Source organism: Micromonospora sp. AB353 (genome assembly GCF_049538395.1).
GTDB classification, from domain to species: Bacteria; Actinomycetota; Actinomycetes; order Mycobacteriales; family Micromonosporaceae; genus Micromonospora; species Micromonospora aurantiaca.
Genome location: NZ_JBMVFV010000036.1, coordinates 1 through 15,883, shown reverse-complemented (window position 1 = coordinate 15,883; position 15,883 = coordinate 1). Strand labels below are relative to the sequence as shown.

The window sequence follows — 15,883 nt, the reverse complement described above, 5'->3', positions numbered from 1 at the left end:
GATGCGTACCACTCGACTCGTCGCGCCCGCCGCCGCCGGGCTGCTCGCCGTCGCCGGACTGGCCGGCTGCGGGGGCGGTGACGACGCCGACGCCACGAACGGCGGGCCGATCGCCGTCAAGGCCACCGACACCGTCTGCGAGGTCGGCGACACCGAGATCGACGCCGGTCAGGTGACCTTCAAGGTGACGAACACCGGCTCCAAGGTCAACGAGTTCTACGTCTACGCCGCAGGGGACCGGGTCATGGGCGAGGTGGAGAACATCGCCCCCGGGCTCAGCCGTGAGCTGCGCGTCGAGCTGACCGCCGGCACGTACGAGACGGCCTGCAAGCCGGGGATGAGCGGCCGGGGCATCCGGGGCGCGCTGAAGGTCTCCGGCACCGCCGCCACTGTCGCCCCCGACGCCGCGCTGACCCAGGCCACCGAGAGCTACCAGCGGTACGTGCGCAGCCAGACCGCCGCGCTGCTGACCAAGACCGAGGAGTTCGTGGCCGCGGTCAAGGCGAACGACGTGGCGAAGGCCAAGGCGCTGTACCCGGTGGCCCGCACCTACTGGGAGCGGATCGAGCCGGTCGCGGAGAGCTTCGGCGACCTCGACCCGAAGATCGACGGTCGCGAGGAGGTGGTCGAGGAGGGCATGGAGTTCACCGGCTTCCACCGGATCGAGAAGGACCTCTGGACCACCGGGGACGTCAGCTCCGACGGCCCGATCGCCGACCGGCTCCTGGTCGACGTCAAGGCGATCGTCGCCAAGGCGGACGCCGAGAAGCTCACCCCGCTCCAGCTCGCCAACGGCGCCAAGGCGCTGCTCGACGAGGTCGCCAGCGGCAAGATCACCGGCGAGGAGGAGCGCTACTCGCACACCGACCTGTGGGACTTCAACGCCAACCTGGAGGGCTCGAAGGCGGCCATCGCCGCGCTGCGCCCGGCGCTGGAGCAGCGCGCGCCCGACCTGGTGAAGCAGCTCGACAGCGAGTTCGCGAACGTGGAGGCCACGCTCGGCAAGCACCGCGCCGGCGACGGCTGGAAGCTGCACACCCAGCTCGGCAAGGACGAGCTGAAGGAGCTGTCGGACGCGGTGAACGCGCTGGCCGAGCCGGTCAGCAAGGTCGCGGCGGCAGTCGCGCGATGACCGGCCCGGCCGGCGGTGACGCGACGAGCGAGCCGAACCGCGAGCGGACCGGCCGCGGCCTGTCCCGGCGCCGGGCGATGACCCTGGCCGGCGTCGGCGTGGCGGGCGTCGCCGGGGTGGCGGGCGGCGCGGGCGCGCTGCTCGCCGGCGGGAACGAGGCATCAGCCACCGGATCCGCCGCCGGGTCGGTGCCGTTCCTCGGCGAGCACCAGGCCGGCATCACCACCCCGGCCCAGGACCGGCTGCACTTCGTCGCGTTCGACGTGGTCACGAAGGATCGGGACCGGCTCGTCGCCATGCTCCAGGAGTGGACCGCCGCCGCGGCCCGGATGACCGCCGGCAAGGACGCCGGGGTGATCGGCGCGGTCGGCGGCATGCCCGAGGCCCCGCCGGACGACACCGGCGAGGCGCTCGGACTGCCTCCGTCGCAGCTCACCCTCACCGTCGGCTTCGGGCCGACACTGTTCCGGGACGCGCAGGGCCGGGACCGTTTCGGCCTCGCCGCGCGCCGCCCGGCCGCCCTCGCCGACCTGCCGCACTTCGCCGGGGACGCGCTCAAGCCGGAGCTGTCCGGCGGCGACCTCTGCGTCCAGGCCTGCGCCAACGACCCGCAGGTGGCGGTGCACGCCATCCGCAACCTGGCCCGGATCGGCATGGGCGTGGTGAGCGTCCGCTGGTCGCAGCTCGGCTTCGGGCGTACCTCGTCGACGTCCCGGGACCAGGCCACCCCGCGCAACCTGTTCGGCTTCAAGGACGGCACCGCCAACCTCAAGGCCGAGGACGCCGGCCTGCTCCGCGACCAGCTCTGGGTGCAGCCCGGCGACGGTCCGGACTGGATGACCGGCGGCTCCTACCTGGTCACCCGGAAGATCCGGATGCTGATCGAGACGTGGGACCGCAGCCCGCTGGCCGAGCAGGAGATGATCGTCGGCCGGACCAAGGGCAGTGGCGCGCCGCTGGGCCGCCGGGACGAGTTCGACGAGCCGGACTTCGCCGCGAAGGGCGACGACGGCGTGCCGCTCATCGCCGACACCGCGCACGTACGGCTTGCCCACCCGGACGCGAACGGCGGCGCCCGGCTGCTGCGCCGCGGCTACAACTTCGTGGACGGCTCGGACGGGCTGGGCCGGCTCGACGCCGGTCTGTTCTTCATCGCCTACCAGCGGGATCCGCGCCGGCAGTTCGTGCCGATCCAGACCCGGCTGGCGCGCAACGACGCGATGAACGAATACCTGCGGCACGTGTCCAGCGGCCTGTTCGCCTGCCCGCCCGGCGTACGCGACGCGGCCGACTGGTGGGGGCGGGCGCTGTTCGCCTGAGCCCGGCTCAGCGGCGTACCGGATCGGGGCCGACGTCCGGTACGGCGGACCGCAACCGGCCGGTGACCGGCGCGGCGGGACGCAGAGCGGCCGGTACGGCGGCCGACGCCGGGACCAGCTCCGGCCAGAGCGTGGCGGTGACCGCCCGGGCCCGGCCCAGCCGCAGCGCCGCCCGGCGCCCCCGCTCGGCCAGGACGGCGGACAGGTAGACCCAGTCCGGCGCGGCCCACGGCGGAGGCGGCGAGGTGACCGCGGCGACCTCCGCCCACAACGCCCGGCCCAGCCGGAAACGGTCCGGCTCGGCCAGCTGGGGGAGCCGGTCCAGGTACTGCCGGACGGCCAGCGCCAGCCCGTCGTCGAACCGGGTCAGGTCGAGCGTGGCCGCCCAGGCCAGCAGCGGCGGCGGGGCCGGTGGCAGCGGCCGCCACAGCGTGGCACCGCGGCTGTGCACCACGAGTGTGCCGGCGACCAGGTCACCCAGCCGGCGACCGCGCGGGTCGGTGAGCATCACCGTGACGCTCGCGACCCAGCTCAGCAGCGGCAGCACCAGCCCGGGCCACTCCACCGCGACGCCCACGAGGGCCCGGGTCAGTGACTGGCCCACACCCACCGGGCCGCCGTCGGCGCGTACCACCCGCAGCCCCACTGCCAGCTTGCCGACCGTCCGGCCACCGGCGAAGCGTTCCATCGTCACCGGATAACCGAGCAGGACCAGCACCATCAGCACGACCTGGAGCGCGCCGGCCAGCGCCAGGTCGAGGGAGTCACCGAGCAGGGCGAGCGCCGCCATCGCCAGCACCGCGCCGAGCACCAGGAACAGCGCGACCTGGATCACGGCGTCGATCAGCAGGGCGAGCACACGGGAGCCCAGCCGGGCCACCCGGACGTCCAGCTCCACCGCCTCGCCGCTGACCAGACCGGCGTCGCCCCAACGGAGCGGTGGAGGAGGTTGCGCGCGCACCCCGACAGTGAACACCATGGACGCCGAACGGGGGAGGGTGAGTGGATCTCGACGCGTACGTGGCCGAGCACGGCGCCGAATGGCGGCGGCTGGAACACCTGACCGGGCGGCGTCGGCTCGACGCGGCAGAGGTCGACGAGCTGGTGGCGCTCTACCAGCGAAGCGCCACGCACCTCTCCGCGCTGCGCGCCCGGGCACCCGAACCGGCGCTGGTGAACCGGCTGTCCCACCTGGTCCTCGCGGCCCGCGCCCGGGTCACCGGCCGGCCCCGGCCGTCCTGGGCGGCGGTGGGCCGGTTCCTGGCCGCCGACCTGCCCGCCGCGCTCTACCGGGCGTGGCCGTGGTGGTGCGGCGTGGCCACCGCGTTCAGCGCGCTGAGCGCCTTCCTCATCTGGTTCGTCGCCGGCAACCCCGACACCGCCGCCGCGTTCGTCGGCGACGAGGAGGCCCGGCAACTGGTGGACTCCGGTTTCGCCGGCTACTACTCCGAGTTCTCCGCGCCCACGTTCGCGTTCCGCCTGTGGACGCACAACGCCTGGCTGGCCGCCCAGTGCCTGGCCGCCGGTGTGCTCGTGGTGCCGGTGTTCTGGCTGCTGTGGCAGAACGCGCTGAACATCGGCGTGGTCGGCGGCGTGATGATCGCCTACGGGCGGGCCGACGTCTTCTTCGGCATGATCACCCCGCACGGGCTGCTGGAGCTGACCGGCATCTTCGTCGCCGCCGGGGTCGGCCTGCGGACCGCCTGGGCCTGGATCGCCCCGCCCGCGCACCTCGGACGCGGCCGGGCTCTCGCCGAGGCGGGACGGCTCGCCGCCGTGGTCGCGGCCGGTCTGGTCGGCGTCTTCGCCGTCTCCGCGGTGATCGAGGCGTTCGTGACCCCGGCGCCGGTGCCGATCCCGCTGCGGGTGGCAGCGGGCGCCACGGTGTGGCTGGCCTTCCTGGCGTACGCGCTGGTACTCGGCCGGCGCGCGGTCAGAGCCGGCCGAGGGACTTGAGCCGCAGATAGGTGTCGGCGACGGCCGGCGCGAGCCGGTGCCCCGGCACGTCCACCACCGTCACGCCGTACCGCGACAGGGCGGCGCGTACCCGGTCCCGTTCGGCCAGCGCCCGCCACGCCGACGCGGCCGCGTACGGGTCGTCCGGGCCGGTCGGAGTGGCAGTGGCGAGCCCGGTCAGCACCGGGTCGCCGGCCGCGGCGAGCACCACCCGGTGCCGGGTGGCCAGCCGGGGCAGCACCGGCAGCAGCCCGTCGCCGATCGCGCCCGCCTCCAGCGCGGTGAACAGCACCACCAGGCTGCGCTGCCGCTCCCGGCGCAGCACCTCGGCGGCGATCAGCTCGAAGTCGGTCTCGACCAGCGCGGGCTGCAACGGCGCCACCGCGTCGACCAGCCGGGCGAGCAGAGCCGCACGGCCGCTGCCGGTCACCCGGGCCCGGATCTCGGTGTCCGCCGCCAGCATGTCCACCCGGTCACCGGCCCGGGCCGCCAGCGCGGTGAGCAGCAGCGCCGCGTCGATGGCGGTGTCCAGCCGGGGCTCGTCACCGAGGCGCACCGCCGACGTGCGGCCGGTGTCCAGGACGCACACCAGGCGCCGGTCCCGCTCCGGGCGCCAGGTACGCACCAGCACGTCGGCGCGGCGGGCGCTGCCCCGCCAGTCGATCGAACGGACGTCGTCGCCCACCGCGTACTCGCGCAACGTGTCGAACTCGGTGCCGTGGCCGCGCCCCCGGGTCACCTGCACGCCGTCGATGACCCGCAGCCGGGACAGCTTCTCCGGCAGGTGCCGGCGGGAGTCGAAGCGGGGCAGCACCCGCAACGTCCACTGCGGCGTCGCGGGCTGCTCGGCGCGCTGCCTCGCGCCCAGACGCATCGGCCCGAGCGACCGTACGGTCAACGCCACCGCCGGGCGGTCGCCGCGCCGGGTCGGGGTGAGCCGGACCGGCAGCGTGGCGGTGCCACCGGGCGGCACGGCGAGCAGGCGGTCCGGTGGCACGTCCGGGCGCGCCCCGGCCGACGGCACCCAGGCGTCGCGTACCTGGGCGTAGAGCGTGCGGTCGGTCGGGTTGGCCAGGTGCAGCGTGACAGTCGCGGTGCCGCCGAGGCGGACCGTCCGCTCCCCGGAGCGGGTCACCGTGAGCGCGTCCGGCGGCACCGCCATCGCCCGGTCGAGCAGCACCAGCAGCAGCACCGCCGCGGTCAGTACGGCGACGCCGAGGAACGGCGCCGGCCAGGCCGGCAGGGTCAGCGCGCCCACGCCGAGCAGCAGACCCGCCCGCCAGGTCATCGCGGCGTCGGCACGGTGGCCAGCACCGAGTCCAGCACGGCGTCCACCGTGACGCCCTCCAGCTCCACCTCCGGGCGCGGGCGCAGCCGGTGCCGCAGCGTCGGGCGGGCGACCGCCTTGACGTCGTCCGGGGTGACGTGGTCGCGGCCGGCCAGCCAGGACCAGGCCTTGGCGGCGTTCAGCAGCGCGGTGGCACCCCGCGGGGACGCGCCCAGCTCCAGCGCCGGGGCGGCCCGGGTGCCCCGGCACAGGTCCACGATGTAGCCGAGCACCGGCTCGGCCACGTGCACCCCCCGCACCTCCGCCCGGGCGGCGGCCAGGTCCGCGGGGCCCGCCACCGGGCGTACGCCGGCGGCACGCAGGTCGCGCGGGTCGAAACCGGCGTGGTGCGCGCGCAGCACGCCCAGCTCCTCCTCGCGCTCCGGCAGCGGCACGGTCAGCTTGAGCAGGAAACGGTCGAGCTGCGCCTCGGGCAGCGGGTAGGTGCCCTCGTACTCGATCGGGTTCTGGGTGGCCACGACGATGAACGGGTCCGGCAGCGGACGGCGCTCGCCCTCGACGGACACCTGCCGCTCCTCCATCACCTCCAGCAGCGCCGACTGCGTCTTCGGCGGGGTCCGGTTGATCTCGTCGGCGAGCAGCAGGTTGGTGAAGACCGGCCCCTCCCGGAACGTGAACGCGGCGGTGCGCTGGTCGAAGATCAGCGAGCCGGTGACGTCGCCGGGCATCAGGTCGGGGGTGAACTGCACCCGCTTGGCGTCCAGGTCGAGCGCGGCGGCCAGCGTCCGGACCAGCAGCGTCTTGGCCACCCCCGGTACGCCCTCCAGCAGCACGTGCCCCCGGCAGAGCAACGCGATCACCAGGCCGGTGACCACGGCGTCCTGCCCGACGACGGCCTTCGCCACCTCGGCACGCAGCCGGTGCAGGGCGGCGCGGGCGCCGGACGGTGCGGTGGTCGTGACGGGTCCGGTCACCGGGTGTCTCCTTCGCTCGGATGCGGGGCCAGGGTACGGGTCAGGGCGTCCAGGTCGCGGGCCAGCTCCAGCAGCTCGCGGTCCTGCTCCGGGGCGGGGCCGTAGAGAAGGTCGGCCATCCGTTCCGGGTCGGCGCCGACGCGCTCGGCGACCCGGGCGGCCACCTCGTCGTCGGGCGTGTCCGGGGGCAGGTTGAGCCGGGTCACGAGCCGGTCCAGGGCGGCGGCGCGCAGCGTCGCGGCCACGGTGTCCCGGGCGCCCGCCCGGCGGTAGAGCCGCGCCCGGCCGCGTACCGTCTCGGCGGACCGGACGGTGACCGGCAGCGGCTCCGACACCGGCGGCCCGAGCCGGCGGGCCCGCCACAGCACCACGAGCAGGCCGGCCAGGGCGAGCTGCACCAGGAGGGCCCAGAACCAGAGCGGGAAGGCACCCCAGAGCGGGTTCTCCCGTGGCGGGTCGGCGCGGTCGGGCGGATCGGGCCGCTCCGACCGGCCGCTGCCGGCCGGTGCGGGCTGGTCGGTGACCGGATCCGGGGACCAGCTCGGGCCGGTCGGGGCCGGCACCGGCTCGGGCAGGTCGAGCCAGACCAGCGGACGCCCGCCGCCGAGCAGGCCGGTGGCGAGGGTCTCGTTGCCCCACTCGCCGATCCGGTCGTTGCGGAACGGGTCGCTCGCTCCGGCCAGCACCACCTCGACCCGGCCGGGGACGCGCAGCAGCGCCCCGCCGTAGCAGTGGTCGACCTCGGCCGGCCCGTCGTAGCGCTGCAGGTCGATCGCGGCGGTGCCGGCCCGTACCGCCTCGGGCAGCCGGCACGGCGTGCCGTCGGCATCCGGCGGCACCGCCCGGGCGGCCCAGCGCCCGCCGGCCGGCTCGACCGGGATGTCCAGTTCGACGAGCACCCGCCGGGACGGCTCGACAAGCACCAGCCGGCTACCCGGCGGCAGGGCGGTCAGCTCGTCGAGCCGGTCCGGGTGCACCAGAGCGGGCGCGGGCACGAACAGCGTGCTCGGCTCGGCCCCGGCGGTACGCAGCGCCGCCGTCAGGTCCGTCTCCCGGCGTACCGGCACGCCCTGCGTCCGCAGCGCCTCCGCGAGCCTGCTGGCGCCGTCGTCGTCGGTGGCGACCGGGGACAGGAAGCCCGGCTCGTCGGCGTCGGGCCGGTCGGCCGCGCGCAGCACGAGCGTGGTCACGATCAGCAGCACGGCGAGCCCGAGCGGGACGAGCAACCGGTACGACCGCCGGCGCGGCGCCGCGGTGGTCGCCGTCGTCGTGGTCTCCGGTACGACAGTGGCGGTCACCGCGGCTCCTCGCCGGTCAGCTCGCGACTCAGGTCGGTGGCGAGTTCCCGCATCCGCCGGTCGTGCGCGGCGGTGGCGGGACGCTGGGCGTACCAGAGGTCGGAGAAGATCGCCCCGGCCGCGTGCAGCGTCGGCCGGACCCGCGGCCGGGTGCGGGCCGCCGCCTCGGTCAGCTCCACGACGGTGAGCCCGGGGCGGGGTTCCACCACCTGCCGGACGACCAGGAGCCGGACCATCTCGCGCAGCCGTTCCCGGACCGCCTCGGCGTACCGGCCCTCAGCCGCCAGCCGGTCGGCCAGCCCGGGTCCGGCCGCCGCCGGTTCCGGCAGCCGGGGCGCGGGCAGGCGCACGGCCGGCGGGTCGGTGCGGGCTCGGCGGGCACGCCGGCGGGGCCGCCGGAACCGGGGCAGCCGCAGCCGGGGCAGGCGAGGGCGCCGCAGCCGGGGCAGCGTGAACCGGGGCAACCGGCGGGGCACCCAGGCCGGGAAGAAGTACCAGCCCAGCGCCACCAGCAGCGCGACCGCCAGCAGGATCAGCGCGGCCAGCGGCAGCGGCACCACGTCACCGAGGGCCGCCACCGTCTCGGTCCACCACCGGCTCACCGGTGCGCCGCCAGCAGGGCGGGCTCGGGCACGCCGGCCAGCGCGCGGGAGAGCCGGATGTCCAGCCCCTCGGTGCGGACCCGGGTCTCCAGGTGCAGCACCGCGTCCAGGCAGGCGAGCGCCGGGTACGCGAGCGCGTTGACAGCGGTGAAGGCGGCGATCGTCAGCGGCAGCGCCCAGGCCGACACGTCGAACAGGCCCAGCATGCCGAGACCCTGGTAGACGCCCAGCCCGATGCCGAGCCGGATCAGCCACCAGCCGAGGTAGCCCAGCAGCCGGATCGCGGCGCCCCGGGCGCTGACCCGGCCGGCCAGGCGTACCGCCCGCCAGGGCGCCAGGTGCGCCGGTACCCCGTCCAGCACCAGCACCGGCACCACCAGGCCGAGCAGCGCGTACGCCGGGAACCAGCCCGGCCCGGTCAGGCCGGCCACGGCGACGGTCAGCCCGACCAGGACGGCGGCCGGCAGCGCCACGCCGAGCCGGGCGCCGCGCAGCAGCTCGGACGGCCGCGGACGGCGCCCCAGCAGCGCCGCGCCGGCGCCGCGTGCCGCCGGGGCGGCGAGCAGCGCGACGATCGCCGCCTCGGTGCCCGCGCCGGCCGCCAGCAGCAGCCAGTACTCCGGGAGGGCGTCGCCGAACTCGGCCGGCCACCAGTACGGCGGTTCGGCCCCGGCGAGCATGCGCAGCGGGTGGAGCACCGCCTGTTCGGCGAGGGCCAGCAGCAGGGCGAGCGGCACGAGCACCCGGGCCTGGTCGCGCAGCAGCAGCACTGCCGCGTCGAGCAGCTCGCCGACGGTCAGCGGACGGCGCGGCAGCACCGCGGTCGGGCCGGCGTCGGGCACGCGTACTCCTGGGCGGGGCGAGCGGAGGTGGCGGGCGGGGCGACGCCCGGGGGATCATGGTTGCACGGCGGGTCCGCATCCGGTGGACCCGTCCGCTCCGGCGCGCCACGCTGGGCGGCCACGCCGACTTGCTGTGGTGCGCGGGGCCGCCCGGCGCTACGGTGCCGTGGAGACGCCGAACACTCCAGACGAACGGGGATGGAACGATAAACCCCATGAGAGCCCGGGTACTCGTGGTCGACGACGACCCCGCCCTCGCCGAGATGCTCGGCATCGTGCTGCGCAGCGAGGGCTTCGTGCCGTCCTTCGTCGCGGACGGCGAACGGGCGTTGGCCGCCTTCCGCGACAGCCGTCCCGACATCGTCCTGCTCGACCTGATGCTGCCGGGCATGAGCGGCATCGACGTGGCCCGCGCCATCCGGGGCGAGTCCGGCGTGCCGATCGTGATGCTGACCGCCAAGAGCGACACCGTCGACGTGGTGCTCGGGCTGGAGTCCGGCGCCGACGACTACGTGGTGAAGCCGTTCAAGCCCAAGGAGCTGGTGGCCCGGATGCGGGCCCGGCTGCGCCGGGGCGAGGACGTGGCGCCGGAGATGCTGACCATCGGCCCGCCCGGCAACCAGATCACCATCGACGTGCCGGCCCACACGGTCAGCCGCGACGGCGAGGAGGTGAAGCTGACGCCGCTGGAGTTCGACCTGCTGGTCGCGCTCGCCCGCAAGCCGCGTCAGGTCTTCACCCGCGAGGTGCTGCTGGAGCAGGTCTGGGGCTACCGCCACGCGGCGGACACCCGCCTGGTCAACGTGCACGTGCAGCGGCTACGCGCCAAGATCGAGCCGGATCCGGAGCGACCCGAAATCATCCTGACCGTGCGGGGCGTGGGCTACAAGGCGGGTACCGGATAGCCTGGTCAGCACTGTGCTGACGTCGCCCGAGTCGCCGACCCCCGAGCCCCGCCGGCTCTCCGCCGTGCGGGCGCTCTGGCTCGCCCTGACCGGCCGCGTCGCCCGGCTGGTGGCAGCCGTGCACCAGGCGTGGCGGCGGTCGCTCCAGGTCCGCGTGGTCACCATCACGCTGGTGGCGTCGAGTCTGCTGGTGGGCGGTTTCGCCTATCTGATCGCCGACAAGATCACCAGCATCCTGCTGGAGAACGCCGAGACCGACGTGCGGCTGCGGTTGAGCAACGGCAGCGAGTACGCGGCCAAGCAGTTCAACCTCTACAGCCAGCCGCAGGAGGCGCAGCTCCAGAACACCATCGACGGCACCGTCAACTACCTGGCCGGCGGCGACCCCACCCAGACCAGCGGCGTGGTGGTGGCGATCACCGCCGACAACTTCGCCGAGTTCATCGAGCCGCGGACCACGCCCGACGTGCCGGTGGACACGGTGATCGGCGACGAGCTGCGGGCCACTGTCGCCTCGGGCAAGGTCGCGCACCAGATCCGTACCGGCTCGCTCGGCGGCGAGCGGACGAAATACCTGGTCTACGGCTCCCCGGTGCCGACCAAGTTCGGGCAGGTCGAGCTCTACTACCTCGTACCGCTGGCCCGGCAGGACGCGACGGCGGCCGACGCCCGGGCCACGGTGGTCGCCACCGGCGTGGCGCTGGTGCTGCTGCTCGGCCTGCTGGCCGCCCTTGTCACCCGCCTGGTGGTGACGCCGGTACGGGTGGCCGCGCGCACCGCGCAGCGGCTCTCCGCCGGCCTGCTGGACCAGCGCATGGTGGTCTCCGGCGAGGACGACCTGGCGCTGCTGGCGGCCTCGTTCAACCAGATGGCGACGAACCTGCAACGGCAGATCCTCCGGCTGGAGGAGATGTCCCGGCTGCAACGCCGGTTCACCTCCGACGTCTCGCACGAACTGCGGACGCCGCTGACCACGGTCCGGATGGCCGCCGACCTGATCTTCGCCGAGCGCGACGAGTTCGACCCGGCGGTGGCCCGCAGCGCGGAGCTGCTCCAGGCCGAGCTGGACCGGTTCGAGGAACTGCTCACCGACCTGCTGGAGATCAGCCGGTTCGACGCCGGCTTCGCGGTGCTGGACAGCGAGCCGACCGACCTGGTGCCGGTGGTGCACCGGGTCACCGAGCGGCTGGCCGGGCTGGCCGAGCGGGTCGGGGTGACCATCGAGCTGGACCTGCCGGACACTCCGGTGATCGCCGAGGTCGACCCGCGCCGCGTCGAGCGGGTGCTGCGCAACCTGGTCGGCAACGCGGTCGAGCACGGCGAGGCCAAGCCGGTACGGATCACCCTGGGCCAGGACCAGAGCGCGGTGGCGATCACCGTGCGGGACCACGGGGTCGGCCTCAAGCCGGGGGAGGAGAAGCTGGTGTTCAACCGCTTCTGGCGGGCCGACCCGTCGCGCGCCCGGCAGACCGGCGGCACCGGGCTGGGCCTGTCGATCAGCCTGGAGGACGCCCGCCTGCACGGCGGCTGGCTGGAGGCGTGGGGCGCCCCCGGGCAGGGCGCCCAGTTCCGGCTCACCCTGCCGGCCCGCGCCGGGGACCGGCTCACCACCAGCCCGCTGCGGCTGGTGCCGGCCGACGCCACGGTGCCGTTCGGCGGCCCCCGCGACGGCGAGCTGCCCGCCATCGGGCCCGGCGGCGGCGTCGCCGCGCTGACCGCCGGACCGCCCGCCGGCGGCGACCACGCGGAGGCACGGCCGTGAGGCGCCGCGTCCTGGCCCTGCTCCTGACCGGCGCGCTGCTGCCGGCCGCGCTCGCCGGATGCGGCATCCCGGACGAGACCGACGTGCAGGTGGACGGCTCGGCGCCGGCCGCCGAGTCCGGGGTGCTCAACGGCAGCCCGGCCCGGCCGCCCGAGCCGGCGGACAGCAGCGAGCCGGTGCCGTTCGTGGAGAACTACCTGCGGGCCGCCGCGGCCGGGGAACGCGACCAGGCGTACGCCCGGGCCCGCAAGTTCCTCGCCGCGGAGGCCCGCGACCTGCTTTCGGGCAAGCCGCAGACCAGCGAGATCGAGCTGACGGTGGTGCGGCTGCGGGAGAAGCCGGAGAGCACGCCGCCGAACAACCAGGGCACCAGCACCGTGACGCTCAAGGTGCAGCAGGTGGGCGTGCTGCGCGCCGACGGCACGCTCGGCCCGCCGGTGGCCAGCGAGACGCAGTACGTCTTCGAGCTGCGCCGGGCCGAGCCGGCCGGCACCGGCCTGCTGATCACCGAGCTGCCGAACATGCTGCTGGTCAGCGACTCGGCGGTGCGCGAGTACTACCGTCCCCGCACCGTCTACTTCTGGAACCCCGAGCTGACCCGGCTGGTGCCGGACCAGCGCTACCTGCCCTCGTCGGCGCCGACGGAGCGCCGGATCACCGAGGTGATGAAGTGGCTGGCCGACCGCCCGTCGGACTGGCTGTCCCCCGCCGTGACCGGGCTGCCCGACGGCACCCAGCTGATCAACAACGCGACCGGCACGGACGGCCACTGGGAGATCAACCTGAACATGCCGGGGGCCAACGAGCAGCGGCTGACCCGGCTCGGCACCCAGTTGGCGTGGTCGCTGTCGGACCTGGACGGCCAGGTCGACCTGAAGATCCAGAACCAGAAGCGGCTCACCGTCGACCTGCGGCGGGAGAGGGTCTCGGCCGCCGCCTATCCCCGTGGCGGCGATCCGATGCGGTACGCCGTCTACGACGGCGCGGTCCGTCCCCTGGCGTTCGGCACCGAGTCGCGGGCCGCCGCGCCGCTGCCGCCCGCAGAGAACCGCAACGTGGTGTCCGCGTCGCTCGCCCGCGCCGACGACCAGGTGCTCGCCGCGCTCGTGGTGACCGGGGCGGACAACCGCAGGCGGCTCAAGGTGGGCACCGGCCCGGAACCGGTCGCGACGCTCAGCGCCAGCGACCGGACGTTCCGGGCGATGAGCCGTCCCACCTGGCTGCGCTCGCTGAACAAGGCCCGCCCGGCGGGTCTGGTGGCGGCCGACGGCCGGCTCTACCGGTTCGACGGCACGGGCCGGATGAGCGAGATCCCGCTGTCCGTCCCCGGCCCGGTGACGGCGGTCGCCGGTTCCCTCGACGGGCACCGGATCGCGCTGGTCTCCGGCGGCGCGGTCTTCGTCGCCGCGGTGAGCGCCGACGGTGGCGGGGCCAGCCTCGGGCAGCTCCGCCGGGTCACCACGCTGCTCACCGGCGTGACGGTGGTGGACTGGGTGGCGGAGAACGAGCTGGCGCTGGCCGGCAACGAGGCGGACCGGCGCTCGGCGATCCACCAGGTCAGCGTCGACGGAGCCTGGGAGACCCCGCTGACGGTGGAGATCGGCGCCCCGGTGACCCAGCTCGCCGGATATCCGGGCGGCGGCGACCGCGGACTGGCAGCGTTCTCGTTCATGTTCGAGACGGACGGCGCGGCCTGGCGGAACAACCCGTTCGACTACGTCAAGCGGGAGCAGGTGCTGGACGTTCCGGCCGGCAGCCGGGCGACCAACCCGACCGCGCCGTTCTTCCTCTACTGAGCCGCGCGTGCGTGACCTGGGCGGGCTCTGGTCGGACCTGACCGACCTGGTGCTGCCCGCCGGGTGCGCCGGCTGCGGCGCGGGCTCGGTACGGCTGCGGCACGGCTTCTGCGGCGGCTGCGTCCGGGAACTGGAGTCGCTGCGTCCCGCCCCGACGAGGCCCGATCCGGCCCCGCCCGGCCTGCCGCCCTGCGTCGCGCTCGGCCCGTACGGCGGCGCGCTGCGCGAAGGGCTGCTGGCGTACAAGGAACGGGGCCGGCACGGGCTGGCCCGGCCGCTCGGCGCGCTGCTGGCCGAGGTGGTCGCGGCGGCGGTGGGGCCGCCCGGCCCGGTGACGCTGGTGGCGGTGCCCGACACCGCACGCGCCGCCCGGGCCCGCTACGGCGACCACCTGGATCGGCTGGTCCGCCCGGCTGCGGCCCGCCTGCGCGCGGCCGGCTGGCCGGTACGCGTGCTGCGCCCGCTGCGGGCACTGCCCCGGACCGACTCGGTGGCGCTGGACAGCGCCGGACGGGCCGCCGCCGCCGAGGCGGCGTTCCGGTTGCGCCGCCCGCCGGCCGGACAGCGGCCGGGGGAGACCGTCGTGCTGCTCGACGACATCGTCACCACCGGCGCCACGCTGGCGGCGGTGAGCCGGATGTTGCACGGCGCGGGAATGACGCCAAAGGCCGCGGCCGTGCTCGCCGCAACGCAAAAGCGGCACCGTCGGTGACGCTTCGTGTATCCGTTTCACCCCTTGGTGTATGAGCTGTTAAATTTCGCGACCGCCTTCGGCAACCAGGGGTGACGGGTGGCCGTACAGGAGTTAGCGTTTCGGTGTCGGGGGTAGTGAGGGTCAAACCTTCCCCCGGCATTGGAAGGAGGCGTAGCCGAACAACACCGGTCGACGCCGAGCGGGGCCCTCCCGGGTGCGTCGACCGGATCTGATCCGGACCGAACGACCGTCCGAACAAGGGAGGTCACGTGGACATCGTGGTCAAGGGCCGTAACGTCGAAGTGCCGGACCATTACCGGGTGCACGTAGCCGAGAAGCTCGCGAAGATCGAACGCTACGACCAGAAGCTCATTCGCGTGGACGTCGAGTTGTTCCACGAGCGCAATCCACGCCAGGCGGACACCTGCCAGCGGGTGGAGATCACGTGCGTGACGCGCGGCCCGGTGATCCGGGCCGAGGCCTGCACGAACGACTTCTACAGCGCGCTCGACGCCGCCATCGCCAAGCTGGACACGCGATTCCGCCGCGCGGCGGACCGTCGCCGGGTCCACCGCGGACGGCACGCGCCGATCTCCGTGGCCGCCGCGACCGCCGGCCTACCCGTGGCCGACCTCGACGGTCCCGGCCTGGCGGCGCTCGACGGCCACGGCACCGCCACCGCGCTCGCCGAACGCCCCGACGAGAGCGGATACACCGAACCCGACGACCAGCCGTGGCACATCGCCCGGGCGAAGGTCCACCCCGCAGAACCGATGACCGTCGACGACGCGCTGTTCCAGATGGAACTGGTCGGCCACGACTTCTACCTGTTCCAGGACAAGGAGTCCGGCCGTCCGAGCGTGGTCTACCGGCGGCACGCGTACGACTACGGGATCATCCAGCTCGACACGTGACCCCTTGACCGGTCAGGACGGGCCCCCGCGCGGGGGCCCGTCCTCAGTTCCCGTCGGTGGCGAGCCGGCCGTAGACGACCGAGTCGACACGGACGCCGTCCGGGCCGGGCAGCCGGCCGCGCAACAGCCCCTCCCGCCGGAAGCCGGCCCGTTCCAGCACCCGCTGCGAGGCGACGTTGTCCGGCCGGGTGCCGGCCCACAGCCGGGCCACCCCGACGCCGAACGCCCACCCGGCGACCAGCCGGACCGTCCGGGCCGCCAGCCCGCGCCCGCGCGCCTCGGGCAGCAGGCTGTAGCCGAGCATGGCCTGCCCGGTGGCCGGCTCGTCGTAGAACAGCGCGCACCCACCGACGACGGTGCCGGTGGCCGCGTCGAGGATCGCCAGGTCGGCGGCCTCGCCC

The 15,883-nt window shown here is 75.0% G+C and carries 15 protein-coding genes; 8 read left to right on the top strand and 7 right to left on the bottom strand.

Annotated features, from left to right (window positions below):
- Position 1: 1 nt before the first annotated feature.
- Positions 2 to 1,132 (top strand): iron uptake system protein EfeO, encoded by a 1,131-nt coding sequence (gene efeO, locus ACPCK6_RS16550; protein ID WP_396880018.1) that lies wholly within the window; start codon positions 2 to 4, stop codon positions 1,130 to 1,132.
- Complete coding sequence (efeB, locus tag ACPCK6_RS16545) at positions 1,129 to 2,451, top strand: iron uptake transporter deferrochelatase/peroxidase subunit (RefSeq protein WP_396880019.1); 1,323 nt, start codon at positions 1,129 to 1,131, stop codon at positions 2,449 to 2,451. Before efeO ends, efeB begins: the two co-directional genes overlap by 4 nt.
- A 7-nt stretch (positions 2,452 to 2,458) precedes the next feature.
- Here efeB and ACPCK6_RS16540 read toward each other — a convergent pair whose 3' ends face one another.
- Entirely contained in the window at positions 2,459 to 3,412 is a 954-nt protein-coding gene (locus ACPCK6_RS16540) for an RDD family protein (RefSeq protein WP_423481551.1), read from the bottom strand.
- 41 nt (positions 3,413 to 3,453) lie between these two features.
- Between ACPCK6_RS16540 and ACPCK6_RS16535 the strand changes: the two genes are divergently transcribed.
- A complete protein-coding gene (locus ACPCK6_RS16535) occupies positions 3,454 to 4,407 on the top strand; it encodes a stage II sporulation protein M (protein ID WP_396880021.1) in 954 nt (317 codons plus the stop codon).
- Here ACPCK6_RS16535 and ACPCK6_RS16530 read toward each other — a convergent pair.
- The 5 genes from ACPCK6_RS16530 to ACPCK6_RS16510 are packed head-to-tail and all read right to left on the bottom strand — an operon-like array spanning position 4,385 to position 9,411.
- Positions 4,385 to 5,695, bottom strand: coding sequence for a DUF58 domain-containing protein (locus ACPCK6_RS16530; RefSeq protein WP_423481550.1), 1,311 nt, complete (start codon positions 5,693 to 5,695; stop codon positions 4,385 to 4,387). The genes ACPCK6_RS16535 and ACPCK6_RS16530 overlap by 23 nt on opposite strands.
- Entirely contained in the window at positions 5,692 to 6,669 is a 978-nt protein-coding gene (locus tag ACPCK6_RS16525; RefSeq protein WP_423481549.1) for an AAA family ATPase, read from the bottom strand. Before ACPCK6_RS16525 ends, ACPCK6_RS16530 begins: the two co-directional genes overlap by 4 nt.
- Positions 6,666 to 7,967: a DUF4350 domain-containing protein gene (locus ACPCK6_RS16520; protein WP_423481548.1), complete on the bottom strand. Its 1,302-nt coding sequence runs from the start codon at positions 7,965 to 7,967 to the stop codon at positions 6,666 to 6,668. Before ACPCK6_RS16520 ends, ACPCK6_RS16525 begins: the two co-directional genes overlap by 4 nt.
- Positions 7,964 to 8,569, bottom strand: coding sequence for a DUF4129 domain-containing protein (locus ACPCK6_RS16515; protein ID WP_366624176.1), 606 nt, complete (start codon positions 8,567 to 8,569; stop codon positions 7,964 to 7,966). Before ACPCK6_RS16515 ends, ACPCK6_RS16520 begins: the two co-directional genes overlap by 4 nt.
- Entirely contained in the window at positions 8,566 to 9,411 is an 846-nt protein-coding gene (locus ACPCK6_RS16510; protein WP_423481547.1) for a hypothetical protein, read from the bottom strand. Before ACPCK6_RS16510 ends, ACPCK6_RS16515 begins: the two co-directional genes overlap by 4 nt.
- 215 nt (positions 9,412 to 9,626) lie before the next feature.
- Between ACPCK6_RS16510 and mtrA the strand changes: the two genes are divergently transcribed.
- The 5 genes from mtrA to hpf all read left to right on the top strand — a co-directional run bounded on the left by mtrA (position 9,627) and on the right by hpf (position 15,482).
- Positions 9,627 to 10,316 carry an MtrAB system response regulator MtrA gene (gene mtrA / locus ACPCK6_RS16505; protein ID WP_088969953.1) on the top strand — a complete coding sequence of 230 codons (690 nt, stop codon included), beginning with the start codon at positions 9,627 to 9,629 and terminating at the stop codon, positions 10,314 to 10,316.
- A gap of 13 nt (positions 10,317 to 10,329) precedes the next feature.
- Positions 10,330 to 12,078, top strand: a complete 1,749-nt coding sequence (gene mtrB / locus ACPCK6_RS16500) for an MtrAB system histidine kinase MtrB (protein WP_396880026.1) — start codon at positions 10,330 to 10,332, stop codon at positions 12,076 to 12,078.
- Positions 12,075 to 13,874, top strand: coding sequence for an LpqB family beta-propeller domain-containing protein (locus ACPCK6_RS16495; protein WP_396880027.1), 1,800 nt, complete (start codon positions 12,075 to 12,077; stop codon positions 13,872 to 13,874). The genes mtrB and ACPCK6_RS16495 overlap by 4 nt, the downstream gene beginning before the upstream one ends.
- 7 nt (positions 13,875 to 13,881) lie before the next feature.
- Entirely contained in the window at positions 13,882 to 14,586 is a 705-nt protein-coding gene (locus ACPCK6_RS16490; protein ID WP_423481546.1) for a ComF family protein, read from the top strand.
- Positions 14,587 to 14,837: 251 nt separating this feature from the next.
- Complete coding sequence (gene hpf, locus ACPCK6_RS16485) at positions 14,838 to 15,482, top strand: ribosome hibernation-promoting factor, HPF/YfiA family (RefSeq protein ID WP_318332505.1); 645 nt, start codon at positions 14,838 to 14,840, stop codon at positions 15,480 to 15,482.
- A 43-nt stretch (positions 15,483 to 15,525) separates the two neighbouring features.
- Here hpf and ACPCK6_RS16480 read toward each other — a convergent pair.
- A partial coding sequence (locus tag ACPCK6_RS16480) for a GNAT family N-acetyltransferase (RefSeq protein ID WP_423481545.1) occupies positions 15,526 to 15,883 on the bottom strand: 358 nt, incomplete at its 5' end.